This window comes from Candidatus Avelusimicrobium fimicolum, assembly GCF_021632165.1.
In the GTDB taxonomy this organism is placed as follows: Bacteria; Elusimicrobiota; Elusimicrobia; order Elusimicrobiales; family Elusimicrobiaceae; genus Avelusimicrobium; species Avelusimicrobium fimicola.
This window is the reverse complement of the sequence record NZ_JAJWTS010000016.1, coordinates 1-26,730: the sequence shown is the minus strand read 5'-3', so window position 1 is coordinate 26,730 and position 26,730 is coordinate 1. Positions and strand designations below refer to the sequence as shown.

At 47.9% G+C, this 26,730-nt stretch carries 24 protein-coding genes; 13 read left to right on the top strand and 11 right to left on the bottom strand.

From position 1 onward, the window contains the following. Positions 1-417 precede the first annotated feature (417 nt). Positions 418-2,985, bottom strand: a complete 2,568-nt coding sequence (locus tag ACQY2K_RS06425; protein ID WP_428041170.1) for an MFS transporter — start codon at positions 2,983-2,985, stop codon at positions 418-420. 346 nt (positions 2,986-3,331) lie between these two features. Between ACQY2K_RS06425 and ACQY2K_RS06420 the strand changes: the two genes are divergently transcribed. Genes ACQY2K_RS06420 through ACQY2K_RS06410 form a run of 3 tightly spaced genes read left to right on the top strand, consistent with a single transcriptional unit; the run spans position 3,332 to position 4,953 of the window. Continuing rightward, complete coding sequence (locus ACQY2K_RS06420; RefSeq protein WP_428041169.1) at positions 3,332-3,919, top strand: RNA polymerase sigma factor; 588 nt, start codon at positions 3,332-3,334, stop codon at positions 3,917-3,919. Then, entirely contained in the window at positions 3,916-4,323 is a 408-nt protein-coding gene (locus ACQY2K_RS06415; protein ID WP_428041168.1) for an anti-sigma factor family protein, read from the top strand. Before ACQY2K_RS06420 ends, ACQY2K_RS06415 begins: the two co-directional genes overlap by 4 nt. A gap of 15 nt (positions 4,324-4,338) precedes the next feature. Continuing rightward, entirely contained in the window at positions 4,339-4,953 is a 615-nt protein-coding gene (locus ACQY2K_RS06410; RefSeq protein ID WP_428041167.1) for a hypothetical protein, read from the top strand. Positions 4,954-5,010: 57 nt separating this feature from the next. Here the strand turns inward: ACQY2K_RS06410 and ACQY2K_RS06405 are convergent, their stop codons facing one another. Then, positions 5,011-6,243: a competence/damage-inducible protein A gene (locus tag ACQY2K_RS06405; protein WP_428041165.1), complete on the bottom strand. Its 1,233-nt coding sequence runs from the start codon at positions 6,241-6,243 to the stop codon at positions 5,011-5,013. Between the two features lie 87 nt (positions 6,244-6,330). Between ACQY2K_RS06405 and ACQY2K_RS06400 the strand changes: the two genes are divergently transcribed. Further along, positions 6,331-7,653: a Na+/H+ antiporter NhaC family protein gene (locus tag ACQY2K_RS06400; protein WP_428041164.1), complete on the top strand. Its 1,323-nt coding sequence runs from the start codon at positions 6,331-6,333 to the stop codon at positions 7,651-7,653. 109 nt (positions 7,654-7,762) lie between these two features. Beyond that, positions 7,763-8,713 (top strand): hypothetical protein, encoded by a 951-nt coding sequence (locus tag ACQY2K_RS06395; protein ID WP_428041163.1) that lies wholly within the window; start codon positions 7,763-7,765, stop codon positions 8,711-8,713. Positions 8,714-9,176: 463 nt separating this feature from the next. Here ACQY2K_RS06395 and ACQY2K_RS06390 read toward each other — a convergent pair whose 3' ends face one another. After that, complete coding sequence (locus ACQY2K_RS06390; RefSeq protein ID WP_428037382.1) at positions 9,177-9,488, bottom strand: hypothetical protein; 312 nt, start codon at positions 9,486-9,488, stop codon at positions 9,177-9,179. Positions 9,489-9,599: 111 nt separating this feature from the next. On the opposite strand from ACQY2K_RS06390, the gene rmuC reads away from it, so the two are divergent. Further along, positions 9,600-10,841 (top strand): DNA recombination protein RmuC, encoded by a 1,242-nt coding sequence (gene rmuC / locus ACQY2K_RS06385; RefSeq protein WP_428041162.1) that lies wholly within the window; start codon positions 9,600-9,602, stop codon positions 10,839-10,841. A 1-nt stretch (position 10,842) separates the two neighbouring features. Here the strand turns inward: rmuC and ACQY2K_RS06380 are convergent, their stop codons facing one another. Next, a complete protein-coding gene (locus ACQY2K_RS06380) occupies positions 10,843-11,469 on the bottom strand; it encodes a hypothetical protein (RefSeq protein WP_428037380.1) in 627 nt (208 codons plus the stop codon). A gap of 226 nt (positions 11,470-11,695) precedes the next feature. On the opposite strand from ACQY2K_RS06380, the gene ACQY2K_RS06375 reads away from it, so the two are divergent. The 7 genes from ACQY2K_RS06375 to ACQY2K_RS06345 all read left to right on the top strand — a co-directional run bounded on the left by ACQY2K_RS06375 (position 11,696) and on the right by ACQY2K_RS06345 (position 18,617). After that, positions 11,696-12,913 (top strand): carbohydrate porin, encoded by a 1,218-nt coding sequence (locus ACQY2K_RS06375; RefSeq protein WP_428041161.1) that lies wholly within the window; start codon positions 11,696-11,698, stop codon positions 12,911-12,913. A gap of 30 nt (positions 12,914-12,943) precedes the next feature. Then, positions 12,944-13,540: a pyruvoyl-dependent arginine decarboxylase gene (locus ACQY2K_RS06370; protein WP_177748804.1), complete on the top strand. Its 597-nt coding sequence runs from the start codon at positions 12,944-12,946 to the stop codon at positions 13,538-13,540. Between the two features lie 24 nt (positions 13,541-13,564). After that, positions 13,565-15,019, top strand: coding sequence for an amino acid permease (locus tag ACQY2K_RS06365; protein WP_428041159.1), 1,455 nt, complete (start codon positions 13,565-13,567; stop codon positions 15,017-15,019). Positions 15,020-15,518: 499 nt separating this feature from the next. Then, a complete protein-coding gene (locus ACQY2K_RS06360) occupies positions 15,519-16,016 on the top strand; it encodes a pilin (RefSeq protein WP_428041158.1) in 498 nt (165 codons plus the stop codon). A gap of 162 nt (positions 16,017-16,178) precedes the next feature. Further along, on the top strand, positions 16,179-17,504 hold the full coding sequence (locus ACQY2K_RS06355) for a hypothetical protein (protein ID WP_428041157.1): 1,326 nt from the start codon (positions 16,179-16,181) through the stop codon (positions 17,502-17,504). A gap of 13 nt (positions 17,505-17,517) precedes the next feature. After that, positions 17,518-18,252, top strand: coding sequence for an SIR2 family NAD-dependent protein deacylase (locus tag ACQY2K_RS06350; RefSeq protein WP_428041156.1), 735 nt, complete (start codon positions 17,518-17,520; stop codon positions 18,250-18,252). Further along, positions 18,249-18,617 carry a hypothetical protein gene (locus ACQY2K_RS06345; protein ID WP_428041155.1) on the top strand — a complete coding sequence of 123 codons (369 nt, stop codon included), beginning with the start codon at positions 18,249-18,251 and terminating at the stop codon, positions 18,615-18,617. Before ACQY2K_RS06350 ends, ACQY2K_RS06345 begins: the two co-directional genes overlap by 4 nt. A 26-nt stretch (positions 18,618-18,643) precedes the next feature. On the opposite strand, the gene ACQY2K_RS06340 is transcribed toward ACQY2K_RS06345, so the two are convergent. The 7 genes from ACQY2K_RS06340 to ACQY2K_RS06310 all read right to left on the bottom strand — a co-directional run bounded on the left by ACQY2K_RS06340 (position 18,644) and on the right by ACQY2K_RS06310 (position 26,568). Beyond that, positions 18,644-19,045: a DUF805 domain-containing protein gene (locus ACQY2K_RS06340; RefSeq protein ID WP_177748812.1), complete on the bottom strand. Its 402-nt coding sequence runs from the start codon at positions 19,043-19,045 to the stop codon at positions 18,644-18,646. Next, the gene (locus tag ACQY2K_RS06335; RefSeq protein WP_428041154.1) at positions 19,042-19,632 is read right to left on the bottom strand and encodes a hydrolase; all 591 of its coding nucleotides are present in this window, start codon (positions 19,630-19,632) and stop codon (positions 19,042-19,044) included. The genes ACQY2K_RS06340 and ACQY2K_RS06335 overlap by 4 nt, the downstream gene beginning before the upstream one ends. A 14-nt stretch (positions 19,633-19,646) precedes the next feature. Then, on the bottom strand, positions 19,647-20,441 hold the full coding sequence (locus ACQY2K_RS06330) for a hypothetical protein (RefSeq protein ID WP_428041153.1): 795 nt from the start codon (positions 20,439-20,441) through the stop codon (positions 19,647-19,649). Positions 20,442-20,492: 51 nt separating this feature from the next. After that, on the bottom strand, positions 20,493-20,846 hold the full coding sequence (locus ACQY2K_RS06325; protein WP_428041152.1) for a DUF805 domain-containing protein: 354 nt from the start codon (positions 20,844-20,846) through the stop codon (positions 20,493-20,495). Positions 20,847-20,903: 57 nt separating this feature from the next. Continuing rightward, positions 20,904-22,697: a sulfatase-like hydrolase/transferase gene (locus ACQY2K_RS06320; RefSeq protein WP_428041151.1), complete on the bottom strand. Its 1,794-nt coding sequence runs from the start codon at positions 22,695-22,697 to the stop codon at positions 20,904-20,906. Positions 22,698-22,720: 23 nt separating this feature from the next. Continuing rightward, positions 22,721-24,781 carry an Eco57I restriction-modification methylase domain-containing protein gene (locus ACQY2K_RS06315; RefSeq protein WP_428041150.1) on the bottom strand — a complete coding sequence of 687 codons (2,061 nt, stop codon included), beginning with the start codon at positions 24,779-24,781 and terminating at the stop codon, positions 22,721-22,723. Between the two features lie 92 nt (positions 24,782-24,873). After that, entirely contained in the window at positions 24,874-26,568 is a 1,695-nt protein-coding gene (locus ACQY2K_RS06310; RefSeq protein ID WP_177748823.1) for a diphosphate--fructose-6-phosphate 1-phosphotransferase, read from the bottom strand. Between the last annotated feature and the right edge of the window lie 162 nt (positions 26,569-26,730).

Genomic DNA, 26,730 nt, shown 5'->3' with positions numbered 1-26,730 from the left:
TTAGTTGTAGAAAAGTAAGCAAAAATATCTTATTCTTTTTCTTACACAAGAAAAAGAACGAAAAAGAGTGGCGGGTCGGTGCCCATAAAAGGCAGTAACGGCGGGTATTTTTACAACTCACCCTTACGGGTTCAAACAAGTAAAAATACTTTTCCGCCTTATACGCCTTTTATAAACGGGCAAGACCCGCTTAACGGCAAAGAGCCTTTCAACCGCTTTTATCTGCAACGCTCGGGCGGCCTTAACGCGGCGAACGGCAACAGCGAACAGCAACTACATAAGCGGAAAACGACGATGCTTATCCGTCTTTACAGTTTTTATAAATGTTCCGCTTTATTCCTTTTTCTTTAAAGAAGTGTAAATATAACAAATTCCATTAAAAACCCCTTGGGAATATCCAGGGGGTTTTTAACTTTCTTATTTGTTCTTTCTACCAAAATAATTTGCTATTTTTTTAAGCCAATTCGGTGAGGTGTTTTTTCCGGTTGTCGTATTGAGTGCCGTGCTGGCTTGGTTTCTTTCCAGTTTCAGGAACAGCCCCGCAGAAAGCAAAGCCAATACAGACGGTACGCCAATTAACGCCGCCGTGGTGGCTCCGGCAGAGGAAAAAATCCCCGCATCCATTAAGTTTTGCGCCAAATTGCTAAACAGCATAGGTCCCAACGCACAGGAAACCGCACTCGCCACAATGAGCGAAATGACACGGTCCTGCGTATGTGTATTTTTAGCCGTGCGGGCAAAAGCCAGCGTAAATGCGGTGGAAATGCCCACCTCTGCCGCAAACAAAGCCGCCGTCAGCGCGTATGCATCGTTTGCTAACGGAAGGGCCGCAATTCCCCCCACCGCCGATAACAAGGTGGCAATGCTCATATTGTGTTTGGGAAACCATTTTAAAAAGTTTCCGGCCAAATACCGTCCCAGTAAGAACGGTGCGGCAAACTGTGCCAAACCAAAAAGGTATTGGGTGGACGGGTCGTTAGTTAAGCCCGGGAGCAGGAACAAAAATCCGTTGCTAAAACAGGTTTCCACGGCGTTCATTACAAAAAGTCCCGCAAGTAGCGCGGCTACGCCCTTTTCCTCTTTAAACAGGTTTACATAGGCATTGTTTTTAAGGGCTGCCCATTTACCTGTTTTTGCTTCGCTGCCGGCTTTGGCTTGCGGTGCGGCAACCTGCGGTTTGGAGTTGGGGATTTTGGCTAAATTAAGTCCCAACGCGGCGGCCGCCACCAAGGGAATAGGCATCGCAAAAGTGAAACTCCAATCTTGCGCCAACAGTTTAGTGGCAATAAACGGGAACGCAAACGAAGCGGCCATACCCATCGCGCGGCCTAATTCGGTGTTCGCGTTTCTTTTTTGGCGGACGAGTTCGCTTTCCCCCGCACTGATTTCTGTCATCATCGGGCCGATAGCATTATGCACAAACACACCGCCCGTGCTGGCTGCCATAATACAGCCCAAAATGGAATAAAAGTGTGCCATAGCATCTTGCCACGGTACAAAGTTACCATTAAGCCCAAGCAGGGCAACCCCTGCGGTAAAGCCCGCGCCTAACAGGCCGAGACCCACATTTAACGAGGCTTTCCGGCCGATTTTTTCTTTTAACCAGTTAGATAAAAACGAACCTACGGAATAAGGGAAATAGGTGGCTGCCGCTACCAAAATATTATCCTCTAACGACAGACCGAAACTCGTGCCAAAGTTCGCAATAACCGGGGTGGCTACTTCCAGCCCTACCACAAACGAAGACAGATATAAACTGGCCCGTTGGACGAACGTGGAGGCTTGCGGCTGAGCCGGGAGCGCAGCCTGCGCGGTGGTTTTTTTAGTAAAAAGTTTTTTTACTCCCCCCGCCAATTTTTTTGCGGTTTTCCACAGTGCGGGAACCGGGAGTCCTCCATACAAGGCATTTTTGTCATCCGTGTTTTGGCTGTGGCCTAAAAAACTGACGGAACTTGTCTGTTGTGCGGCGGCGCGGCGGGCTTGCAAGGCTTTTTTTGCACCGCGCTGATAAGCGGTTAAAGGAGCGGACGCAACATCAGATTGGGCGAATGTTTCCGCCTGTGCAACGGCAAGCGAAGGCATTGGCAAATCAAGCGCGGGGAGTTCCACCTGGCTAAAAGCAGGAGCAAGATTCTGCGCCTGCGTGCCCGATACAGGAGCCTTTTGGGGTGTTAAAGCCACATATTCGGCCACGGCTTGCTTGGTGGGATTAGCGGCTAAAAGGGTGATTTTCCCCGCGTTTTTAAGGTTATAAGGCGTTTGTTGTGCTTGTTCTTCTACTGACGGAACGGATAACCCCATTTCCCGCGCGTATTCTACTGCACCCGCTACGGCAGTTTGGGTTTTAACTTCTTTAATAAACGGCGCAAAAGAATCATAGGCTTGCAGTTTCAGTAACGCTTTGGCAACTACGCAAGCCGCAACGCCTTCCAATTCGCTGTTGGCGGTTTTGCGGTAAAGGGCGGTTAAAAGTGCGGCATCTTGCTTGCTTCCAAACAGGCCGATAGCCGCCGCATCTGCAAGGGCATTTTGTACAGTTTGCGGAGAAACGTTGGCTAAATCGGTGCGCCAAAAGGTAAGCGCTTGTGCCAGTTGTTCATCGGGAATATGCTGGCCCAAGGCGGCCTGGGCAAAGTCTTCACGCAGTAAAGCGGCGCGTTCGGCGGCTTGCGGGTAGGCCAAAATGCGGGCAGAAATATCTTGCAAGTGTCCGGCTTGCACGCGCTGGCGGATTTGCGGTGCGGTTAAATGTTGGGCTAATCGGGCTTGCGTATCCAAGCGGGCCAGCGTGGAGCCTAATTTAGCGGTATTGATGGCGGCAGCAGCCGGGATTTTTACGGAAAAAGAGGAAACCGGCAGGGTAACTTTTACTTTGCTGGCGGCACGGAAGCCTTTTGCCCCCTTTAAAGGTACTTGCGAATAGGCCGATACTGTATTTAAGGCGACTAAGGTGATACTAAGCAGCGATGCTATAACTTTGTTCATTATCTTTCTTTTTCCTCTTTTTTGTAAATAAAAAAACCCGCTCTTTTTAAAAGTGCGGGTTTGTATTAAAAAATAAAAATATACTATCTTATACAAACTCCGCTCCCCGTCTTACGCATAACAAACATTTCCGCGCTAATGTGGTTTAGCACGGACGGTTTATTAATAGACGTAGTGGAGCAAGAGTTAAAAATCATTACTTTTTTTATCCTTTTAAAAAAACGACCTTTTTATTTTAGCAATTTTTTTAAAAAGTGTGCAATCTTTTTTTGTATGACGCAAAGCCGGCAATTTTTGTACAGTAATATAAGTGCAATAAAAAAAGACCTTTGGGGGTTATACTAGTATGGAAGTTAATTTAGCGCAGCGTACGGATGATGAACTTGTCAGCCTGTTCCGGGCCGGCTCCGGTGTTGCTTTTGAAACCTTGGTCTTGCGCTATAAAAACCAACTTTACCAATATATTATGGGTATGGTGCAGGATGAAGGCGCGGCGGGCGATTTGTTTCAAGAGGTGTTTATTTCGTTTTTCAAGCACGCGGATAAATACGAGGCACGCGGAAAATTTAAATCTTGGTTATTTTTAACGGCGCGCAATAAAGTGCTGAATTTTTTTAGGGACAGCGATAAATTGGCCTCCCTGGACCAGACAGATGAAGAAGGAAATGCCTTTTTGCACGAGACCTTGCCGGACGGGGAACGCCCGCTGTTGGACGAATTGTCCGGGCAGGAAACGCTGGAACAAATCCGCCGGGCTGCGTTAATGCTCCCGCCCCGCCAGCGGGAAATGGTGTACCTAAGGCAATATATGTCCTTTAAAGAAATTTCGCAAGTGCTGGACCGCCCGTTAGGTACGGTATTAGCCGATTGCCACCGGGCAGTAAAAAAATTACAGCAGTTGCTGGCAGAACATACGGAAGGGGTGAATTTATGAATAATACTTGTGAAAAGGCTGTTTTGTATGCCGCAGGAGAATTGACGGCAGACGAAAAGACCGCTTTTGAAACGCACCTTAAAACGTGTGCTTCCTGCCGTGCGGAAGTGGCCTTGTTAAATAAAACGCAAGAGGCACTTATCCCTCCCGCCGCTCCCGGTGTGGTGGTGGAGGAGTTGTTTGCCAAAACAACCCGCAAAAAAATATCCTTTTGGGCCGTGTGGAAAACGGCCCTGGCAGGTACTGCCGTATTGGGGGTAGGAATTTTCTTCTTACTGGCTACCCTGCACCCGGACAGAGCCGCTTTTGATACAACGGAAATTGTTGCGTATATGAGCGAGCACCTGGACGAAGACTACCAAAACTTTTCAAGCGATTTGGAATTGTTTGAAGAGGACTTTTAAATAGGAGGAAGAAATATGAAGAAATTGCTGTTAGTTTCTCTTTTGGCGGCACTGTGTGCCCCGGCCTTTGCCGAGGGAACTTGCCCGTGCCAAGACGGCGCTGAAAATTGCCGTTGCAAAGCGCCCAAAGAAGCCCGCGTAAAACCGGGGCCACGCCACGGAGATAAAGAAGCGCGCCGGGACGAGTTTAAAAAGGCCCGCAAGGAACACAAGGCCAAGATGCGCGCTACCGAAGAGAAAGCCGAAAAACTGGTGGAAGAGTATAAGAAATTAAAGCCCGGCAAAAAGAAAGATGCCAAAAAAGCCGAAATAGCCGCCTTTGTGGCTTCTATCCGCGAGGAGCAACTGAAATTTAAAGAGGAACAGTTGTCTAAATTTAAGGACCGCTTGGCCCGTATGGAAGCAGGCCTTGCCCGCCAAAAAACAGCCGAAGACAAACAAGCGTGGGTGGAACATAAAACCAACGACTTGATTAATGACGACGGCGATTTGGATGCGTTGTTTGATGAGCGCGAAATGGGCCCCGCGCCGAAAGGCCGCCCGATGCCTGGACCGAACCTTGCGCCCGGCGGCAGAGCGGACGGAGAGTTGCCTCCTCCGCCTATGCCGGAACCGCCCGCTGTCCGATAATTATCCGCAAAAAACACCCGGAGAAATTTCTCCGGGTGTTTTTCACTAGACGAAAAGTTATTTCTTTTCAATTTCTTCTAATAACAGTTGCAGGGCTTTTATAGAGGCTTTGCCTATATTGCGCTCGCGCGTACGGGCAAATAAGAATTTTTGCGCATACGCCCCTTTGGGCCCGGCTACGCCAATCCACACGGTGCCGACCGGTTTTTCATCCGTTCCCCCGTCCGGCCCGGCTATGCCCGTGGTGGAAACGGCAAAATCGGCCCCGGTTATTTTTCGCACGCCTTGCGCCATTTGCACGGCTACCGGCTCGCTTACTGCCCCAAACTTTTGCAAATCTTCCGCGCTAACACCCAAAACGCGCTTTTTAACCTCGTTAGCATACGATACCACACCGCCTAAAAAATAAGCCGAGGAACCGGGAACGGCCGTAATTAAATGAGCGATATTTCCCCCTGTGCAACTTTCCGCGCACGCTACCGTAACGCCGCTTTTGCGCAGGCGACGGGCAAAATCGTCTTCGGCAGAAGCATTGTCCGCTATTGTAAAGGTAAGGCCGGAAAGCGATTTTAAAAGCGCCTCAAAAAAAGTATCCAGTTTTTCCACCGCTTCCCCTTTTGCGGTTACGCGCAAACGGATAAAGCCCGCAGACGGCAAATAGGCCAGGCCGATTCCGGCGGGCAGCGTTTCCTCGTACGCGGCTAATTTCATTGCAAGTTCCGCTTCCGGGATATTAAAAACAGTAACCATACGGTAGCGCAAAAGCCCGTCCTTAAATTTGGCTTTTAAACGCGGTAAAACCTCCGCCGGGAACAAATATTCCGTTTCAAACGGCACTCCGGGCAGAGAAACTAACACTTTTCCCCCTTTTTCAAACCACATTCCGCTGGCTGTGCCCTTTAAATTGCGCAAGGGTGTGCAACTTTTTGGCAAAACCGCCTGGGATTTATTGTATTCGTTCATCCGTTCCGGGCGTCCGGCGAACATTTCTTCCAGCCACGCATAAGCCTGCGGGTTAAATTCAAGTGTAGTGCCAAAGTATTCCGCCAAAACTTTTTTGGTTAAATCGTCCTTGGTCGGGCCTAATCCCCCCGTTACCAATACGATATCCGCATTTGAAAAACCTTCCTCTACTGCGCGTAAAATTTCGGTGCGTTCGTCGGCTACGGACAGCATTTTTACCGTTTCCGCGCCGATTTGTGCCAAACCCCGCGCCAAATAGCGGGAGTTGGTGTCTAAAATCTGGCCGAGAAGAATCTCGTCCCCAATGGTAATAATAGCGGCTTTCATAAGTGTATTGTATGATTTTCGGCTAAAAAGATACAGAGGGTCTATATTTTATACAATATAAAAAAGCGGACTTTCCGCGAAATGCTTATGAAAACCGAAAATAATACCATTACCCCTAATGCCTGGGCCTTAGTGCCTTTGGGTGTGTTTTTAATCGCTTATTTAGCCGTTTCCGTAGTGGCGGGCGATTTTTACAAAATGCCGATTACGGTGGCATTTGTATTGTCCTCTATTGTAGCCGTTTGGATGAGCAAGGGCGGCTCTGTGCATAACCGCATTGAACTGTTTTGCAAGGGAGCGGCCAATGCCAACATTATGTTAATGGTAATGATTTTTATTTTGGCGGGAGCCTTTGCACAAACCGCCAAAGCGATGGGCGCGGTGGACGCTACGGTCAATTTGACGCTTTCCATTTTGCCGGGTAATGTATTGGCGGCCGGTGTTTTTCTGGCGGCTTGTGTGATTTCCGTTTCCGTGGGCACATCCGTCGGTACGATTGTGGCTCTTACGCCGGTGGCGGCGGGGCTGTCTGCCCAAACAGGCTTGCCTTTATCCCTTATGGCCGCGGTGGTGGTGGGCGGGGCAATGTTTGGCGATAATTTATCTTTTATTTCCGATACCACCATTGTCGCCACCCGCACCCAAGGGTGCAAAATGGCCGACAAATTCCGCACGAACTTTGCTATCGTAATGCCTTTTGCTATTTTGACGACGGTTATCTATATTTTAATGGGCAGCGGCGTGCAAAATGTCTTTATACCCGGCGAAATTTCGTGGGTAAAGGTGTTGCCTTATTTTGCCGTGTTGGCGGCGGCGGTAATGGGCGTAAATGTAATGATTGTTCTGCTAGGCGGTACGGTGTTGTGCGGGCTTATCGGTATTTTGACGGGGGCTTTTAATATTTGGGGCTGGACGACCGCTATGGGCAACGGCATTACAGGAATGGGCGAACTGATTATTGTTACCATTTTGGCGGGCGGTATGCTGGAAATGATTCGCTATAACGGCGGTTTGGCGTGGATTATCCAAAAGATGACTGCCAAATTGCACACCCGCCGCGGGGCGGAAGTGAGCATTGCGGGTGTAGTGAGTTTTGCCAATCTCTGCACCGCTAACAATACCATAGCACTTATTATGGCCGGACCGATTGCCAAGGAAATTGCCGGGCGCTTTAATATAGCCCCCAACCGCGCGGCCAGTTTGTTGGATATTTTTTCCTGCTTTGTGCAAGGGATTATTCCCTATGGTGCGCAACTGTTAATGGCCGCCAGTTTGACGGGTGTTTCCCCGGTAAGCATTATGAAATATTTGTATTATCCGTATTTGTTGGGCATTGGCGCGTTACTTGCCATTTGGCTGCGCTACCCGCGCAAACACGCTATGGGAACCAATGCCGCCCGGGAAGCATAACTTTGTAAAAAGCCCCGCTTGGGACGGGGCTTTTTAATGGGTGGTTACTTGCTTTTTTAACTTTTTTTCAATATACTATTATAAACATAATATACAACAGGGGTTATCTATGAAAAAATTGTTAATTGCAGGAGCGTTGTTTTTAGCGTGTCCTTTGGCCGCGGAAATGATTTCCGCAGTATCGTATAACCCGTCGCGTATGGGAGATTACGTCTATTTAAAGGTAGCCGATAAGGCCAATTTAAAAGGCGGTATTGAAGCCAACACGATGACGGTCCGCTCCGGAGGTACTGTGAGTGCCAGTTCACCTAATTTAAATTATAATGTTCCCGCCGTGGTGGGTGCGTCCGGTTCCTCGCTTGATATGCCCAATACGGCTATCCACGGGGCGGCGGCCAATACTTATACTAATTATCAGGCTGTCAATACGGGTACGCCTACGGCACTTTTAAATAATGTGTATGTAAACGGCGGAACGACCACGGTTAAAAACGATTCTTATATTGCCACCTTGGATGCGGTAAACCGTTTAAAACAGAAAGCGGCTACGTTGCGCGCGAATAAGTTATCTGTCAGCGGGTCCGAAAATGCAAGTCTTTATGAGGGCGCGACGACGAACGGCTTTACCTTGGCGGGAAACGATATCCCTCAGCCGACGGCCTCACACGTCAACACGGGCTCGGCCCTTAGCGACTGCACCTTAAAATGGGAAGACCGCATAACAAGCAGCAACCAAAAGGTAAAACTTTTGGCCTTGGCGGGTTGTAAGGGCAGCGCCAGTGGCGGTTGTACGAGTGATCCGGCTGAGGTTAGTAAGTGTGAAAGAATTGGTGGTACTTGGAACTATACCACTTGTTCCTGTAAACTTTCCCTAGGTGGTGCCGGTGATGCTTGTTCGGGTTGCCCTTCAGGATTTCATGTAGTCAAGAATAATAATGGCTGTTGCTGTGAATATGATACTTGTGGACAGGTGATTTATGGGCAGGTTAGTAAGTGTAAGTGTTGGTCTAATGGCACTGTTTCTCCGGGTACGGGCCTGGATAATATGATTATAAAATAGATATTATTTATTGTTCCAAAGGAAAAGAGCCCCAGGTGTGTGCCTAGGGCTCTTTGATGTTTTTAAGGAGTGGCCTTTTGTCGTCATTTGAGGGTCTTTTTATATGGGTAAAAAATAAGAGGTTTTGTTATGTTGTGGTAGTTAGTAGTCATTCCCGAAGGTTTTTGTCGGGGATCTGTCGTTATAAAAAAGAAAAACAACAGCCTTTTTTACAAAACAAAACCCCCGGGAACAGTAAAAACTCCCCGGGGGTTTAATTGTTGCCCCACATCTGGGTTATGAAACAAATGGGTCATTCTGAACTTGTTTCAGAATCTACCGATTGGGTAGTGGTTGTTATCTAAAAAGTCATACTGGAAGGTTAGCCGGCGCGGAGCGTTCCAGAATCTGTTGTTTTCCTTTTTTTGAGTAACGGAAGATCCTGGACTACAACCTTCCAGGATGACGGCAATTACTAACCCAACTATTTCAGCAGTTCGGCCCAAGCGTCTTTTTCGGCCTGGATTTGTTTTTTGGTTTCGTCAGCCTTTTGCTGTAATTTTTCCTTGGCTACATCTGCCGCCGTTTTAGAGCCGCTGGCTACTTCGGCCGCAGTTTTCGCGTTTTGGTAAGATTGTTTGGCTTCCAACAGTTTTTGGCGGGTTTCAGCCGATTTTTGCAAGGCTTCCTCCAACGTCATCGGTTGGGTGGCGGTGGTGGAAGTGGCGGTGCCCGTAGAAGCACAGCCCGCAGCCAATACCGCGGTTACAAAAGCGAGTAAAATAGTCTTTTTCATTGCATACTCCTTACTGGTTGTTTCTTATATTTTATAAAACTTTTCCCCCGCCGGTGCAAGTGTTTCTCTCAAAATTGCTACAATAAATCAAATACAAAAGGAGATTTTGATATGTATATGGTATGGGGATTTTTGGCGGGAGCCGTGTTGGCGGGCCTGCTGTTTGCCGCCCGGAATAACGGCGCACTTGCCAAGTTGCGTGCGGAAAATGCCGACCTGCGGGTGGAAAACACTAAACTGACGGAAGAAAAAAATTCCGTCCGCCGGGAAAAAGAATTAGTAGAGGAGCATTTTAAATCTTTGGCGGGTACTTATCAGGCGCAATTTGCCGAGGTGGCTTCCAAAATTTTGGACGATAAAACCAAGGGATTAGAAAGCAAAAATACCGAACTTCTGCGCCCTTTATCCCAGCATTTGGACGACTTTGTCAAAAAGGCGGCGGATTTGGAGCGGCAAAATATTGCTGCACAGGCCCGCCTGGAAAAGGGACTGACTGATGTAATCAAATCCACCGAAAAAATTGACCAAAGTGCCGTTCATTTAACGAGTGCCATTAAGGGCGAATCTATTATGCGCGGCGCGTGGGGAGAGGAAGCCGTCAAACGTTTGTTAGAAGTGGCCGGGTTAAAGGTTGGGGTGGATTATTTCCCGCAAGTAACGGATAGCAACACGAGCAAGCGTGTAGATTATAAAATCGCCTTGCCCGGCGGACGGTGGCTGATGTTGGACGCCAAGACCATTTTCAACCATTACGCGGCCTATTTTCACGCACAAGACCCTAAGGAAAAAGCCGCCCTGCTTGCGGAACATGTAAAGGATATCAAAAATACGATTGCCAATTTGAGCGCGAAAAAGTACCCCGCCTTGCAACAGGCGCAAAGCGAAAAAATACAACCGGATTATACCTTGATGTTCGTTTGCCCGGAAAGCGCACTTTTGACGGCCGTAGAGGCCGCGCCTGAGATTTTGGACGAGGCGTGGAAGCATAATATTGCGCTCGTGTCGGCTACGTCGCTGATGAGTACGCTTAAATTGGTGTCCAAATTATGGGATATAGACCGCCAACATACTTATATGGAAGGGTTTAAAGAGGATATTTTAAAACTGGTGGAAAAATTTAACGAATTTTTAGTAAATTTCGCCAAGGCCGAAATGGCAGTTAAGCAGGCGGCGGAAAAGGTGCGTATCGCCCGCGAACATATAGACGGCGACAACGGGGCTTTTTTGCCCGTGGCCCAGCGCATTGTGGACTTGTACGGCGTGCCGCTTACCGCCAAGAACGCAAAATTGGTTAAATCTATGGGATACGCTTACACCGGTGAAAAATCCTCCCCCGTAGAACCCCAAAAGTAATTTACTTAGTGATAAAAAAGCGGTCCAAGCCGTCGTTATCGTTGTTAAAATTGTGCTTGTCGGGGTTGTTCCACTCCCAAAAGTGCGTGGCAAATAAATAAGTGCCTAGCGCGGTGGTAAACGCGCTCAACAGGTAGAACCCTTGGCGCATTTGGTATTCGTACCCCTCGGTTCCCAGCCATTTGTGCATATAGTCCCAGTCCGGCAGCGTTTCCGGCCCCGCGTTTAATAGGGTGATTACCGGGTCCAAACTGCACCCCGTGTAATGCCCCACACTATAAAACGCTACTGCAAGTAAAAACAGGCAGCCGTCGGCCTGGATTTCTTTGCCTTGCCGCAAAAAACAAAAATACGCCAGTAACGGTACCCCTACTTCGGTAAGTGTACCGCCCCAAATGGACCACATAAAATTTCCGCCGGAAAGAAACCTGAAAATAGGGTGTCCGGCCTCGTGTATGCCGATAGTAAAGAACCAAAATATCCCCGCCAACGGACAATGGTGCGGCCCTTTAAACCACGCATAACATAAGGCTGTTGCCACCATAATAAACAAAATCCCCTTCCAACCGTAGCGGTGAAAAAGCGGGCCTTTTCGCATTGGGTCAATAAAATCAAAAAGATGTCGCATATATAAAAATTTCCCCCCTTGAAAATATATTGTACCCCAAAAAAGGCTTTTCCAGTTAAAAAACTTTTTATACCGCGTAAAAGGGGTTAGTTTTTTTAATATCACAGACGGAGACTTTTTAAACTAATCTGTTTTTGGCGTTGCGGAAATTTGCCTGTATTGCTACTGTAACAAAGACGGATACCAATCCGTTAAATTTGTTCAGAAACGTTTACGGGGGTAAACAATGAACTGTATAAAAACCGTACTGGCGGCAGGGCTTATTTTAGCCTTTACCGCCGCCAACGCGCAAAATACCGCGCCGCTTTCTGCCAAGCACGAACAGCGGCTTGCCTCCCGGCAAAAATTGGAACAGGATTTATCCGCTGATTGCCGGTTGGGGCACATTAAACTAAAACAACTGCTGCAAGATAAACTCGGCCTGCAAGCAGGCGCCGATATTTCCTACACCTTGCAGCGCGGCGCCCCGTCCGGCAAACAGACGGCGGTGCAGGGTATTTATTACCCGTACCTTACTTGGTCCTTGTTTAAAGATTCGTCTTTCGGTTCGGGCCAAGTGAACTTCAACTATAATCTTATCCGCTATTGGGGAACTTCGGCCGCCGCGATACAAAATCGCGTGAAAACAGCCGTAGCGTTTAATGATTATTCCTCCAACCAGGAAATCTTCTCTCAACTGACTTATACGCATACGTTGCCTGGGGAACTGGACTGGCTGTCGGTTACGTTGGGGCAATTTCCGCTGTATAACTTTGACGGTACGGAATATATTGCAAACCAACAAACCGCGTTAATGAACTATTCCTTGGCGCAAAATGCGTCGTCTGCGTATCCGTCGGCCTCGCTCGGCGCGTATATGCAGGCGCAAGCAGGCGCGTGGACACTCAGCGCCGGCTATCAGGATGCGACTAATCTTTCCGGTGCGCAACTGCGCGTAAAAGATGCGTTCCGTGGGGCTTATACCGGGTTTGGTGCAGTCCAATGGGCGCCAGAGTTTGCGGGCAATCCCGGCCAGTACGGCGTGATGTATTATTATCAGCCGTCCGTAGAGGGACAGGAAGAAAATGTAAACGGCTGGTCCGTAAATATGCAGCAAAATATGAGCGAAAAATTAGCGTTTTTCGGGCGGGCTAACGGCTCCTCCGGCGGGGCTACGCCTGTCAAACTTTCGTATGCCGCGGGGGCCGCGTGGTTAAATCCGTTAGAGCGCAACACGCAAGACGCTATTATCATCGGGGCCGCGTATAACCGGCTGAGTAAAAAAGGGATGGGTTATCCCCCCTATATGCGTTCGGGTGAGGTTGTTTTGGAAGCCCAATGGGTGTGGGGCATTGGCAAATTTATAACGGTTACTCCGGATGTGCAGTTTTATCCGCGGGCCGCTTCCAACCCGGACAAGGAGTTCGTAACGGTGGCCGGGTTGCGTACAACCATAATGTTGTAGTGGGGTAAATTAAAAACAGGAGATGTATCTATGGAAAATAATTTAGTATTGGGAACGCGTTATCCAACTTTGGCATTTATTTCCGGCGGGGCCGGGCAGGCGGCAGACGGTATTCCGCCCCAGCCGTTTGAAACATTTTGCTATGATTCGGCACTTTTGCAAGCAAAGATAGAAAATTTTAACGTAGTGCCTTATACATCGGTACTGCCCAAGGAACTTTACGGCAATATTTTGCCCGTTGACAAGGTGGCTTCCCACTTTAAACACGGGGCGGTGCTGGAAGTGATTATGGCCGGAAACGGCGCACGCATAGAGGACCACAAGGCTATTGCCACAGGTGTCGGCGTGTGCTGGGGAAAGGACAAAAAAGGCAATTTGGTAGGCGGCTGGGCGGCTGAATATGTGGAATATTTTGATACCCCCATTGATGACGAAATAGCCGAGGGACACGCGCATATGTGGCTCAATAAATCTTTGCGGCACGAGTTGAAAATACGCGGCGTGGAAAAGCACAGCGAGTTCCAAATTTGGCACAACTACGTCAATATCACCCAGCCGTTTGCGTATTGTTTAACGGTAATGGGCTTTTTGAACTTTAAGTTTGCAGAACCTGTAAACGTAAAATAAACCTGTAACGGTTTTGGGGGATATATGGGAGAAAACAAACAAACTGCCGGCAAGTTGGGGGTTATCGGGCTGGCTTGTATTGTAATCAGTTCAATGGTCGGGGGAGGCGTTTTTTCCCTCCCCCAAAATATGGCCGCCGGGGCCAGTGCGGGCGCGGTGTTAATTGCGTGGCTGGTAACGGGTATCGGGATGTATTTTATCGCCAATACATTTAGCATATTGTCGCGCGTAAAGCCGGATTTAACCTCCGGTGTGTATATGTACGCCCGCGAAGGATTTGGGCGGTATGTGGGGTTTACGATTGGCTGGGGTTATTGGCTGTGCCAAATTTTTGGCAATGTGGGTTTTGCCGTAATTACAATGGATGCGCTGAATTATTTTTTTCCGCCGTATTTCGCGGGCGGAAATAATCTTTTATCCATTGTGTGCGGTTCGGTGCTGATATGGGTGTTTAACTTTGTGGTGTTGCGCGGGGTGCGCCAAGCCGCTATTTTAAACGTTATCGGCACGGTGGGTAAGTTGGTGCCGATATTGCTGTTTTGTCTTATAATGCTTTTTGTGTTCCATTTGGATAAATTTGATTTTAACTTTTGGGGCCATATTGCAGAAGACGGCAAAACCTTGGGCAGTTTGGGCGCGCAGTTAAAAAGCACAATGCTGGTAACCCTCTGGGCGTTTATCGGTATAGAAGGCGCAGTTGTACTGTCCGGCAGGGCTAAAAGCCAAGCGGCTGTCAGTAAAGCCACTTTTTTAGGTTTTTTGGGATGCTTGGTTATTTATTTGGGGCTTTCGATCTTGCCGTTTGGTTTTTTATCGCAAGAGGAACTGGCGGCGATTGCCAACCCCTCTACGGCGGGTGTGCTGGAAAAAGTAGTCGGCCCGTGGGGTGCGTGGGTGATGAATATCGGCCTGTTGGTTGCGGTGCTTTCCAGTTGGCTGGCGTGGACAATGATTTGCGCCGAAATTCCCGCCGCGGCGGCGGAAAACGGTACTTTTCCAAAACAGTTTGCCGTGCAAAATAAAAATGGGGCGCCGGCTGTTTCCCTGTGGGTTACAAGTGCGCTTATGCAACTGGCTATTTTAATGGTATATTTTGCAAGCAACGCTTGGAATACAATGCTTTCCATTACCAGCGTAATGGTGCTGCCCGCGTATTTGGCAAGTACGGCTTATTTGTGGAAGATGACCGAGGACGGCGAATTTGCCCAAATCAGTAAAACGGGCCGGGCGGCGGCTTTGTTTACGTCCACCTTGGGGACGTTTTACGGCTTGTGGCTGGTGTATGCGGCAGGGCTTAAATATTTGTTCCTGGCGGTGATTTTTTTGGCGTTGGGGGTGCCCGTATTTATTTGGGCGCGGTGCCAGCAAACTGATGACGGGAATATTTTTACACCGGGCGAAAAGGTGGTTTGCACACTTTTAGTGCTTTTTGCGCTGACGGCGGTATATGTCTTTGCACGCGGGCTGGTAAGCATTTAACAGGCGCGCCTGTTTTAGCGCAAGGCAGGCCGGGTGTATTTCCATACGCCCGGCCTATTTTGTGGGTGTGGCTATTTAACAAAGTTATACTGGCAGGTTGGGCGGCCCGTAGGGCTCCGGGATCTCGTCGTTTCGCAACAACAGATTTCCGAAATTGCCGCCCATACCGTTAGGCGGCACCCCGTAGTGTTTTCTGTGGGGGGCTATTGATAGGTTTCAGGAACTACCGATTGTGTTGTTGTATTTGAGTATATTGTTTCCTTTGTTTAATAAACTACCCAAGATGTAGATTCTGAAACAAGTTCAGAATGACCTCCAAATTTTATAACGGCTTTGTTGTATTGTTTTTTCGTTGTTTATTGTAAAGGGGTTGTTTCATTTTTTTTTTTTGTTAAAATTTTGATATTGAGCGGTGGTCGTACCCGGATGTATCCGCCATATAAAAATGCGTATAAAAGGCTGTTTTGCTCAAATATAAAGGCCTTAAAAGGAGAAAAAAATGAAAGGTTTTACGCTTATAGAATTATTAGTAGTGGTGCTTATTATTGGCATTTTATCAGCGGTGGCACTTCCGCAATATACAAAAGCGGTGGAAAAAAGCAGAATGGCACAGGCATTTTCTTTGTTTCAGCCGTTGCGGCAGGCGGTGGATGCGTATGTGTTGGCGGCTGGATACAGCCGTGTGGAACTGGTGGGACATCCTTCCGGCGTTGCTAGTGCCGAATTGGATGTGGACGTGGAAAAGTTGGCAAATTGCCAGTCGGGAGAAGACCGTTGCCACGGAAAAGATTTTTCATATGATGTGTGGTGTGCTGGGTCTTCTTGTTACATATCCATTTGTCGCGAAAAATCGGATGAACAAACTTATTGCTTATTTAATGAAAAGGAGCAATCTACTTCGGCATGGAGTAAAAGTTGCGCATTTGAGACGGATGAAGGATATGCCATTTGCAAATCGTTGGAGTCGCAAGGCTGGGAGTTGGAGGATGAAAGGTAATTTCTCTTTGTATTGGAATAGGCTCCGGTAGATAAACTTCTGGGTCTATTTTTAAATCAGGCAGGCCGGGTGTATTTCCATACGCCCGGCCTTTTGAGGGCCTAAACAAAATTAGGTCTTTGGGCCCTTGCACTTGGGATAACAGGCAGATATACTATATTTATGAAATTCCTTTTTGCTTTGCCCGCTTTGTTTTTGCCCGTGTTCGCCGCGGCGGCTCCGTTTGGGCATTTGGAAAATGTATCCACCCAACGGGCGGTGTTTTTAGCGGACAAACTGGTTAAAAAACAGCCTATTACCTATTGCCTGCAAAAGGGAGATTTTGAAACGATTTCCGCCCCTCTTTCGGACCTGACGCGCCAAACGCAGGCCGCCCTTAATGAGTGGACCCGCGGTGTAGCCCTGCATATAGAAGCGGCAGGACGAAGTAAGGAATTTGCGGATATTATTCCCCTTTTAAAAAGTGCGCAATTTACCGAAGTTCCGTGCGATTTATCCAACCACCCGGCGGCCGGGGTGTTCTTTCTGGCGCGCAAAAATGCGCAAGAGGCTGATATTACGATTTTGGTGTCTAATAATTATTGTGAGGGCCATTTCCATAAAACTTCTTCTTTTTATACCGAGCAAATGTCCCCCGCCAAACCCTTTATCTGTCTGCAAACGCACTACGCCAGTATTCCAAATGATAACGAAAACCTTTCGCAAGCCGGGCTTTCCGCCGAGCAAAAAAATATCTTAACGGACGCTCCTAAAATATTATCGCGCGTGGCTTCTGGCGCCTATGCGGCGGACGACCAACGCCGTTTGTGGATATTAAACCGTTTGTACTCTTATGACGGACCCACTTATTTGGCGGCGGTTACGCACGAAATGGGCCACGCCTTTGGTCTGGCGGACGAATACACGGGTTCCGGAGTGGACCCGCTGTACAAAACCGCCACGCCTGTTTCCGGTATAATGAAGCGTTTGTACGACCCCTTGGGATGCAGCGAAGTGGACGGGATGATTACCCTTTTGGACCGCTACACGCACACCCCGCGCACCTTTACCAGTTTTTGCGGGGACGGCGTAACCTTTGTGTCTGGGGTGCAGAAGGTATTGAAAAATACCCCCACCAAATTGCGCGTGCGCCCGGGCTTAGTGGAGAGGTGGAGCCTTACGCCTGCTTCGCCCACCGCCAAGGCAATGCTTTACGAAAGCGTCCGTCAGGCAGACGCTTTGGACGAACCCACCCGCACTGCCGCCGTTTCCTTGGGAGCATCGGACGAAATTTATTCCCGCGGGGCGGTTTTGCCGGGGAACATCCGGCAAGGTGCTTGGTTAATTATTGCGCGCCACGGAAAAAAATACAAAGCCGCGCAAGTGCAATACAATGCTTCGGGTCGTGTGGCTCAGGTCCGCCGGATACAGGTAAAGCCCACGCAAGCGGCGCAATATTTCGCCGAAATCAAGGCTGCTGAAAAATCCCCCCTTTCCGTGGATAAATAAGTACAATATTTTTATGGCAACTATCAAAGAAGCGGTAAAAGTAATAAAAAATGCCCGCTATGCGGTAGCGTTTACCGGGGCAGGCATTAGCGTAGAGAGCGGTATTGCGCCTTTTACGGGGGCTGGCGGCTTGTGGAACCAGTACGACCCAAAATTTATTGAAATTAATTTTTTTGAAACCCACCCCAAAGAGTCCTGGGAAGAAATGAAGAAAATATTTTTTACCGATATGGACGAGGCCGACCCCAACGCGGCACATAAAGTGCTTGCCAAATTGGAACAAGAAGGGCTGTTAAAGGGAGTGATTACTCAGAATATAGACGGCCTGCACCAAAAGGCGGGATCTAAAAACGTACAGGAATTCCACGGAACGATTAAAACGCTATCCTGCCTGTCCTGTGGGCGGAAATATAATTTAGAAGATGTAAATTTAGACGATGTTCCCCCGCTGTGCTTTTGCGGCGGGGTGCTAAAACCCGATTTTGTGTTTTATGGCGAGGGTATCCCCGTTAAGGCTTACCAAAATTCCTTGGAAATGGCCCAAAATGCTGATGTAATGGTAATTGTGGGCACGGCAGGGCAGGTAATGCCCGCTTGCAGTCTGCCGCTTACCGCCAAGCAATTCGGCGCGCAGATTATAGAGGTTAACCCGCAAGCCTCCGCCTTTACCGGGAGCATTACAGATTTGTACTACCCGATGAAGGCCACAGAATTTTTTACTGAGTTGGAAAAGGAAATGAAATTATGACAATATTTGATGATTTTTTGGAATGGTTGGAAGAATTCCCTTGGATTGGGCTTTTGGTCGGCGTATTGGTGCTGTGCGGATTTTTTAGGGGGCTACATTATTGGAAAGTTCCTTTTGAGGTTTCCGCTTTGGGGAGCGGTATCGTGGCAGGCCTATTAGTTGGTTTGGTGTTTTTGGTAGCGGGTGCGCTGAATTCCGAAACCACCCCAAGTTCCTTTCCGTGGGCCGCCGTAGTGGCTTTTGTTGTGGCGGGCGCAGTGGGGGCGGGATTAGTTTGGCTGTCTTACCATTATTGGCGGTATGTGTGGACTACGCTTACCGCTTTACTATTAGGAACGATTATTTGTACGTTTATAAAACATTAAAAAAGGCGGCTTTTAGGCCGCCCTTTTTAGCGGGGTTGTTCCCCAAAGCGGTTTTCCCCCTCGGTCCCGGGGAGTAGCATACAGATAAACAGCGCAAGCCCGCCCAAGTAGGGTACAAACAGCAAAAGTTGCCACCAGCCGCTCATCCCGATATCGTGCAAGCGGCGCGTGCGCAGGGAAAGCGGCAAAAGCAATGCTCCTAAATAGGAGCCGACAATACAAATAATACAGCCAATCCAGCCTACCCCTTCTTGGCTTCCCGGATCGCTATACAGCATAACGCCAATAGCCATACAAAGAAACATTACGATAAACCAGGCGGCAAGCATCAGGGCAATATACCAACACATAAAAAGCCAAAATTCCTTGCGGTTGGCGCGGCCCTTAAAGTCAAATAGCCGTTTTAACGGGTTAATTAAATAGTTCATTTGGTAAGTTCCTCCGATTCGGTTTGCACAGTTTTTTCCGTTTCGCGCATAGCGGACAAAGTCTTTTCAAACAGTTCTTCCAAGGGCCAACCTAACATATCAGCCCCTTGTTTGATGATGTCGCGCGAACAGCCGGCGGCAAACTTTTTGTCTTTGAATTTCTTTTTTAAACTGGAAACTTCCATATCTTGCGTGCTTTTTGAGGGGCGCATTTTGGCCGCCGCGCCGATAAGCCCGGTCAGTTCGTCTGTGGCAAAAAGCACTTTTTCCATTTCGTGTTCCGGCTTGACGTTCACGGTAATACCGTAGCCGTGGCTGCAAACAGCGCGTATGAGTTCCGGCTCTGCCTTAATTTCCGCCAGCAGTTCAGGCGCTTTTTTACAATGTTCTTGCGGGAATTTTTCAAAGTCTATGTCGTGTAACAGCCCGCATAAGCCCCAAAATTCTGCTTCGTCAGCATATCCTAATTGTACTGCCAGATAACGCATTACGGCTTCTACCGTCAGTGCGTGCAACCGGTGAAAAGGCTCCTGATTGTATTTTTTCAGCAGGTTTAGCGCTTGCCCGCGCGTAATATTTGTGTGCATATGATAAAAAACTCCTAGAAAGTATATTCATCTAACATAAAAATCTGTACCGAAGGGTCCCCGGCCATATGGCGTTTCATAAAGGTTTTTTTTAGGCTGGGGCGTATGGTGGCGGAATAATAGATAGCCTTGGGCAAGTGCGGAAAATACGCCTTTAAATAGGTATATTTGCCGAAACTGGCCGACACGGCGGCAGGTTTATATTCTTGCCACTCTTTTAGGGCCGCTTCGTTGATAGCGTTCCGTTTTGCGGCACTTTGCTCATCATTTTCAAAGCCTTCCGGTAGTTGTAAAAGTAAGTTGAGTTTATTTTTTTTAATAAGGCGGGCCGTCGGACCGGGTTGTGTTTCCCAATACAAATGGTCCGTAGGAATATGATAAGCCTTTGCAGTATGTAAAATATAGTCTATATCTGTTTGTGTGAGGTCCGTTTTGAGATCCAGCCACCAATATTTTTCCGCCGGGGCACGCAAGGCTGAAAAAATATCATCCGGTTTTATGTGTTTTTTTAGTTGTTTTTCATCGTGCGCCACATAAATTTTTTTATCGTTCTTTTCAGGCACGGCCATTAAATCCAGTTCAAAGCCGGAATATTTATCTTCTTTTTTCTTGGCGCGGCGCGGGGTGTTGACTTGGTGCAGAAATAAAATTTGTTTGGCGGACGTTCCCACGGTATAATCGGACGGCTCCGTTAAGAGTTCCGGCAAGGTGAATTTTTGCTCGGTATATACATACATAAAAGCCGTATAGGCCCCTGTTAAAACAAGAGCCAACAAAACAAGCGCTAAAACCAAACGGTAAGTTCTCATAGCCTTTCGGACAAAAAAATACCGCCCCCGTAGGAGCGGTATTTTTATAAATTAGTTATTGGCGGGCCCGAAGCGGTTTTCGCCTTCGTTGCTGGGAAGCACGGCAAAAACAAACAACACAAGACCACCGATAAAAGGCACGAGGTTCAAAAGAAGCCACCACGCGCTTTTGTTGGTGTCGTGCAAGCGGCGGGCCAAAATAGCCAAGGACGGCAAGAAAATAGCCAACTGGCACAAGTTAAAAATAATTTGGCCGGTTTTACCAAAGAAACTAAGCACCGCAGCAAGAATCAAGAAGGCGATAAACGTAAACAATACATACAGCCAATATTGTTTGCGGGTTGCGCGGCCTTTAAAATCTACATAATGGTTTTTAAAAACATCCAAAAAATATTTATTAATCATAATTTCTCCTTTAAACAACTACTTAATTTATAGCACAAATTTTAGGCGCGTTTCAAGTTATTTGTAAAACTTGGCAAAGGTTTTAAACGCTTCCCCGATTTGGGCCGGGTCTGCCCCGTCCGCAATAGGGGTAAAGTTTTCGTCGTAAAATTCCAAGTTTCCGTAAGCATCCATTACCGTTAATTTGTCCCCGGTCCGAACGGCCTTTTTGGTGTAACTGGAAATAATGCTAAACGGGCGCGGGGTGCTGTCAAACAAGTCTTGGCCGATAGAATAGTCAGCCGGCAGATTGGCACAATGGTAAACATGCGTTAAAACCGTGGGCGCAACGTCATAGTGGTTAGTGCGGTAGGTGAGCGTTTGGGCGGGCGCGCCGGACGGACTCCACACAAAAAGCGGAACGTGCGTTTGGTACTTGGCAAAATTACTATTGTGGCCCCAAAAATTGTTGCGCGTATCGTTAATTTCCTGTCCGTGGTCTCCCGTCAATACAACCCAAGTGTTTTTTAAAAGCCCGCGCTTTTGTAAGTCCGTCAGCAGGCGGTCTATCATTTTATCGGTAAAGTGCAAAGAGTTTTTATAACGGTTCATATACGGGGTGGGATCCGTGTTTTTAGTTAAAAGCAGGTAATTCATCGCTTCTCCGGCGGGTTTAAAAATTTGGTCCTCTTTGGGTGAATCACTGCCGTGCGGGGCATCTAAAAATACAAAACCGAAAAACGGCGTCTTGGGGTCGTGTTTATCTAAAAAGGTTTCAAAATCCGTTACGGCATCTATATCCCTTTCCCATTTGGTTTGGCCCTTGGATTCCAGGCGCAAATTGGGGATAGCGGCAAAAATATTTTGGTGGAAGGCCGGGCTGTTTAATTTGCCGCTGCTGTAAATGGCGGGAGTATAGCCCAGGGTTTGCGCCTCGCTAACCAAAACGGGCGGCAGGTGGCGGCTGGTAAAATCGTTCCAATAGGCATAGGGCATTGAATAAAAGAGTGAAAAAACGCCCGCTTCGGTGGCATTTCCGCCGCTTAAATGGTTGGCAAAATAATGGGCTCCTGCTTGTTTGCTCCATTGGGTCAAACGGGGCATAATCTCGGGCGTAAAACTGTCAGAGCGCCACGATTCTACCAAAATAATAAGCACATTTTGCTTTTTATCCGGCGAGCAGGAAAGCGTATTTAGCGGATAGGCTAATTTCCCGCGTGCGGGCAGCGCATACGGCTCGCGTTTAGGCTCAAAGCCCATTTTGCGCAGGCGGCGGTTGGCGGAAAGTGGATTGGCGAACGGAAGTCTGTCCCGCTGGGCGGTAATGGACGGAACCATCATAAACTTGGCCCACGCAAATAAACCGTTATATGCAAATAAAATCATTACCAAAAATACACTTGCCCAAACGAGGGCTTTATTGGACAAGGTGATTTTTTTGCTGATTAGCGTCAGACCCCACGCGGCTGCAAACAAAATAACCAGCCCCGCAAATGCCATTACCCAAGTAGCGGCCGGGAACATAAAGATTTCCCGCCCGGCCGGCCCAAAAAACAGTTCCAACATCGCAGGGCTAATGTGAAAGCGGTATTGGGAATAGACGATAATGTCCAGTACAAAAAAAAGTGAGAAAAATCCCCCCCACGCGGTAGCCGCGGCTTGCAGTGCGCGCGGGCCGATTAAACGGAACGGAAGTGATAATATAAAAAGCCCTGCGGCAAAGAGCGACATTTGCCCCGGGATAAAAAATACCGTAAAGAGATTTCCGTAAAAATCGCCCGAAAAGCCGCCTGTTTTAAAATAAAAAAGGGACAAAATGCACCACACCAGCCAGTTAATAAGTACAAAAGCACAGAGGTTTCTAATTTTCATAAAAAAGTCCTTGAAAGGGTTTGTTAAATTATATCTTTTTTGGCGGTTTGACGACGTAAAAACTCTACGCATCGGGCCAATTCGGTTTCTGTCAGCCTCAATACACTACCTGCCAGACGGTTTACTTCGCTTTCCAAAAATTCCGTATTTGTCTGCTGATTTTTGGTTTTTAAAGTGTAAATTTGCTTTGCCAGTTTTTCAAGTGCGGCCTGTTCCTGTTTCCCGGCAAAAGGTACGGGCAAATCGTTTAGCGGGGCGGAGTAAAGTTCCAGCAAATTCCCCTTGCGTTTACCCTTGTAAAACAGCCACGCATAATACGGCGCAGAATTAAACAAAGCCAGCAAATACCATAGCGAAACCCCGCGCGGGGCCGATATAAAATACACATCAGAACTGGCATACCACGGACCGGGCGTATAGGCAAATGTATTTTTTAGGGCGCGTTGGGGCACGGCCAGTTTAGGGGCATCAAAATTCATTTTTCGCCGTACGGAGCCAAACCAATATTCCCCCCGCTTTAAAACTTTGTCTATGCCGTTGTTGTTTTGCTTGCGTGCGAGCAAAACGGGCGCAAATTTTTGCAGGTGCGTACGCAAGGCGGGATATCGGGAAAAATCGGTATTTTTATCTCCGGGATAGAAAAAATCAATCAGCCAGCGGTTTGGAATCTGCCGTGGCGCATAAGGAAAAATATCGGAATTTTTAAAAAACGGTTTTAATTTTGTTTTTTCTGTTTCGGACAGAATTAAACCTGTTTTTTCGCGTGAGGATAAAACAAACACGCCGTCGCCTTTTTTAATACCGGGAAGTGTAAATTTTTTTAAGTGGGCGGCAGAAATTTTGTCGCACCCTGTCATCAGCCCGTTTGTAACAGCGGCTACCTCTTTTAAGGTGCGCGTAACCTTTTCCATTTTGGCGAGCACCTTGTTTAAATTTTCCCCGGTTTGCAGAAGCAGATAATCATTGGGGCCGCGAAAAAGCGCATATTGGGGAACGGGCATACCATTTACGGTGCAGAGGGTTTCGCTTTTGCCCTTTTCAAAAATACTTATTAAACTGTGGTGTCCGCCGGCCGCGGCAAAGAGGCGCTGTTCGCCAAAGTCCTGCAAATGCACAAAAGTCGCATTTTGGCGTAAGGTTTTGCGCAAGAGAGTGGCCCCTTGCGCGGTAGCAAAGTAAGGGGTGGTCAAAAAACCTGCGGTGCCGGACGGGTGTAATATTTTGAGCGCAAGATGAAAAAACAGATAAAGCAAATCACTTTTTGGCATTATTTTATCTTGCCAAAGCGGGTTTTGGCGCAAAGGTTCAAAAACGGCGCGGTGGTTCTTCTGTCCGACGTATGGCGGATTGGAAAGAACTATATCAAATCCGTTCTTTTGGGTAAATACGGCAGGAAATTCCGTTTGCCAAATGGGTTGGCCGTTGACTGCTGATAGGGCATCTAATACCCGCAAATTAGGAAAATCGCGGGGTGTTAGGTCAGTTAAAAGAGCCAGGCGCAATTTAAAGGTGTCTATGGCCTGCCGGGAAATATCGCCCGCGTACAAATTCTGCCGGACCACTTGCGCTAAAATTTGCCCGTAAGGCCTTTGCGGCTTGGCTTTATGGATAAGGTTCGCCAGTTTTTGCGCAAAAGGAATTAGCAAATTTCCAGCCCCGCAGGCCGGGTCGCATACGGTTAGATTTTTTAAAAAAATAAGCGTTTTGCCCCCCGCCGTTTGGGTGCCGTTTAGCAGGGCTTGTGCGGTTGGGGCAGGTAAGCCGCCTTGGCGGCATAAAACATAAAACAAAGTTTGCTCGGCCAACTGGCGGGCTACCGTATCCGGCGTATAAAAAACACCTTTTTCACGTCCGTCCGATTGTAACAGGGCTTGCAAAAATCCTAAATCTGCGGGAGAAAGGTCGGCTTTATTCAGTGCTTTTATGAGCCACGGAGGTAAAACCGGTTTTTTAGGCAGAAAACCAGACCACGCGCGGGCTTTATCTCCCACCAATTTATGGACCAAGGCAGCATACAAACCTGTCAGCGGGTAATCTTCCTGCCGGCAAAGGAGCAAAAGGTTTGTAAGGGTGCGCGGGAGCATATAAAAATATCCGTTACTTTATTCTGGCACAGAATATAAAATGAGGAGGCGGGCCATTTTAATAAGCCCGCCTCGATGCATAATAAAATGCGTTATTTCACTTTTTTGCCTTGTTCCAAGAGCAAGGTGAAAGTGGTCAGGTTAGTTACCTCGTCGGGACCGAAGAATTGAATCGGTCCGGGGAAGGTGTAAAGGTCCAACTCGGCCCAATCGGCGCGGTTTTTAAGCAAATGCTTAAAGGGTTCGCCTTTGAGTTCCACGAGAGCCTTTTTGATAACCGGTTTTTCTTTACCTTTGCGGCGTTCAATGTTCATCATCATTGTCAGCGGGATACCGCCGCATTCCCAATCTTGCGCTTTTTTAGTCAGTTTGCGTACGGAAGAAAGGTAGCCCGAGCATTTGTTGAGTGCCAAAACGGCGGCATTGTAACCCAAGGCATAGGTATAGTTCGCGTCAAAGGTGGACGGAATACCGCAGCGGCCTTCGTACCCGAAGAAGTGCGTAATGGCGGAGAATTTGCCGTCATATTTGCCTTCCTTCTTCATTTCGGCGAGTTTCGTGCGGAGCATTTCCACCAAAAGTTTTTCGGTTTCAATCAAGGAAACCTGTACGTTGCCGTGCGGGTCGCGGTCCAGCATCAACTGGCTGGCGATACCAGCGGGCAGGGATTTCATCAGGTCGGCGAGTTTGGCCGGGAGTTTGGAAATGATAAAGGCTTTCTTTTCAGCCACGGTGTTCATTTTGGACAGTTCCGCTTCGTTTTCGGCCAACGAGTCGTTAAGCGCGCTGATGAGTTCCTTCATTTCCGGGATAAATTCAATTAATCCTTCCGGCACTAATACCACACCGTAGTTTTTGCCCGCTTTGGCGCGTTTGGCAATAAGTTTAGCCAAATCGTCCACAACTTGGCCGAGCGTCATTTTTTTAGCCAATACTTCTTCGCCGATAAGAACTGCGTTGGGATGCGTTTTAAAGGCTACTTCCAACGTAATGTGGGAGGCGCTTCTGCCCATCAGGCGGACAAAGTGCCAATATTTGCGTGCGGAATTGACGTCGCGTTCAATATTGCCCACGAGTTCCGCATAAATTTTGGTAGCGGTATCAAAACCGAAAGAGGTTTCAATTTGTTTGTTTTTGAGGTCGCCGTCAATCGTCTTGGGCACACCGATAACGGAAATATCCACACCCTGTTGTTTTAAATATTCGGCAATTACGCAGGCGTTGGTATTGGAGTCGTCGCCCCCCACCACTACGAGTGCGTCCATTTTGTTCGCCAACAGATTGTCTTTGGCGGCTTTTAATTGTTCGTCCGTTTCAATTTTGGTGCGGCCGGATTGGATAAGGTCAAAACCGCCGGTATTGCGGTAGTCCTTCATCAAGGCCGGGGTAATTTCAATAAATTTGTTTTCTACGATGCCGCTAGGGCCGCCCAAGAAACCAAAAAGTTTATTTTTGGCGTTGGCTTTTTTAAGACCGTCCAGCAAACCGCCGATGACGTTGTGTCCGCCCGGGGCTTGACCGCCGGAAAGAACCACGCCCACGCGCACGGCCTTTTTGCAGGCGGCGGTATTGGTGCCTTTTACAAAAGTAATTTCAGGCAAGCCGTAGGTGTTGGGGAAAATCCGTTTTACGGCGGCTTGGTCGGCTACGCTTTTGGTCGCTTTACCCAATTTGGGTTTTACGGCCGCGGGGCCTTTTTTGAGGATGTTGGGAAGCACAGGCTGGTATTTGCAGCGGTGCTTTTGAAGATGAGAACAAACGCTTTTAGCGGTATGTTTAGTAGGCATTACTCTTCTCCTGTTAAGATAAAATCTTTACCTTTATTATACAAAATTCCCCCGGGGTGTATTGGGAAAAATAAAATAGTATAAAATAATTAATAACATTTTGGGTCTTTTGGCCCTTGCGAAAAAAACTGTTTTGTTGGACAATATAAAAAGGATGTGTAA

What these genes read in the sequence shown, in the direction of transcription:
- ACQY2K_RS06425 (WP_428041170.1), bottom strand. Translation starts at nt 2,985, where the DNA reads ATGAACAAAGTTATAGCATCGCTGCTTAGTATCACCTTAGTCGCCTTA.
- ACQY2K_RS06420 (WP_428041169.1), top strand. Translation starts at nt 3,332, where the DNA reads ATGGAAGTTAATTTAGCGCAGCGTACGGATGATGAACTTGTCAGCCTG.
- ACQY2K_RS06415 (WP_428041168.1), top strand. Translation starts at nt 3,916, where the DNA reads ATGAATAATACTTGTGAAAAGGCTGTTTTGTATGCCGCAGGAGAATTG.
- ACQY2K_RS06410 (WP_428041167.1), top strand. Translation starts at nt 4,339, where the DNA reads ATGAAGAAATTGCTGTTAGTTTCTCTTTTGGCGGCACTGTGTGCCCCG.
- ACQY2K_RS06405 (WP_428041165.1), bottom strand. Translation starts at nt 6,243, where the DNA reads ATGAAAGCCGCTATTATTACCATTGGGGACGAGATTCTTCTCGGCCAG.
- ACQY2K_RS06400 (WP_428041164.1), top strand. Translation starts at nt 6,331, where the DNA reads ATGAAAACCGAAAATAATACCATTACCCCTAATGCCTGGGCCTTAGTG.
- ACQY2K_RS06395 (WP_428041163.1), top strand. Translation starts at nt 7,763, where the DNA reads ATGAAAAAATTGTTAATTGCAGGAGCGTTGTTTTTAGCGTGTCCTTTG.
- ACQY2K_RS06390 (WP_428037382.1), bottom strand. Translation starts at nt 9,488, where the DNA reads ATGAAAAAGACTATTTTACTCGCTTTTGTAACCGCGGTATTGGCTGCG.
- rmuC (WP_428041162.1), top strand. Translation starts at nt 9,600, where the DNA reads ATGTATATGGTATGGGGATTTTTGGCGGGAGCCGTGTTGGCGGGCCTG.
- ACQY2K_RS06380 (WP_428037380.1), bottom strand. Translation starts at nt 11,469, where the DNA reads ATGCGACATCTTTTTGATTTTATTGACCCAATGCGAAAAGGCCCGCTT.
- ACQY2K_RS06375 (WP_428041161.1), top strand. Translation starts at nt 11,696, where the DNA reads ATGAACTGTATAAAAACCGTACTGGCGGCAGGGCTTATTTTAGCCTTT.
- ACQY2K_RS06370 (WP_177748804.1), top strand. Translation starts at nt 12,944, where the DNA reads ATGGAAAATAATTTAGTATTGGGAACGCGTTATCCAACTTTGGCATTT.
- ACQY2K_RS06365 (WP_428041159.1), top strand. Translation starts at nt 13,565, where the DNA reads ATGGGAGAAAACAAACAAACTGCCGGCAAGTTGGGGGTTATCGGGCTG.
- ACQY2K_RS06360 (WP_428041158.1), top strand. Translation starts at nt 15,519, where the DNA reads ATGAAAGGTTTTACGCTTATAGAATTATTAGTAGTGGTGCTTATTATT.
- ACQY2K_RS06355 (WP_428041157.1), top strand. Translation starts at nt 16,179, where the DNA reads ATGAAATTCCTTTTTGCTTTGCCCGCTTTGTTTTTGCCCGTGTTCGCC.
- ACQY2K_RS06350 (WP_428041156.1), top strand. Translation starts at nt 17,518, where the DNA reads ATGGCAACTATCAAAGAAGCGGTAAAAGTAATAAAAAATGCCCGCTAT.
- ACQY2K_RS06345 (WP_428041155.1), top strand. Translation starts at nt 18,249, where the DNA reads ATGACAATATTTGATGATTTTTTGGAATGGTTGGAAGAATTCCCTTGG.
- ACQY2K_RS06340 (WP_177748812.1), bottom strand. Translation starts at nt 19,045, where the DNA reads ATGAACTATTTAATTAACCCGTTAAAACGGCTATTTGACTTTAAGGGC.
- ACQY2K_RS06335 (WP_428041154.1), bottom strand. Translation starts at nt 19,632, where the DNA reads ATGCACACAAATATTACGCGCGGGCAAGCGCTAAACCTGCTGAAAAAA.
- ACQY2K_RS06330 (WP_428041153.1), bottom strand. Translation starts at nt 20,441, where the DNA reads ATGAGAACTTACCGTTTGGTTTTAGCGCTTGTTTTGTTGGCTCTTGTT.
- ACQY2K_RS06325 (WP_428041152.1), bottom strand. Translation starts at nt 20,846, where the DNA reads ATGATTAATAAATATTTTTTGGATGTTTTTAAAAACCATTATGTAGAT.
- ACQY2K_RS06320 (WP_428041151.1), bottom strand. Translation starts at nt 22,697, where the DNA reads ATGAAAATTAGAAACCTCTGTGCTTTTGTACTTATTAACTGGCTGGTG.
- ACQY2K_RS06315 (WP_428041150.1), bottom strand. Translation starts at nt 24,781, where the DNA reads ATGCTCCCGCGCACCCTTACAAACCTTTTGCTCCTTTGCCGGCAGGAA.
- ACQY2K_RS06310 (WP_177748823.1), bottom strand. Translation starts at nt 26,568, where the DNA reads ATGCCTACTAAACATACCGCTAAAAGCGTTTGTTCTCATCTTCAAAAG.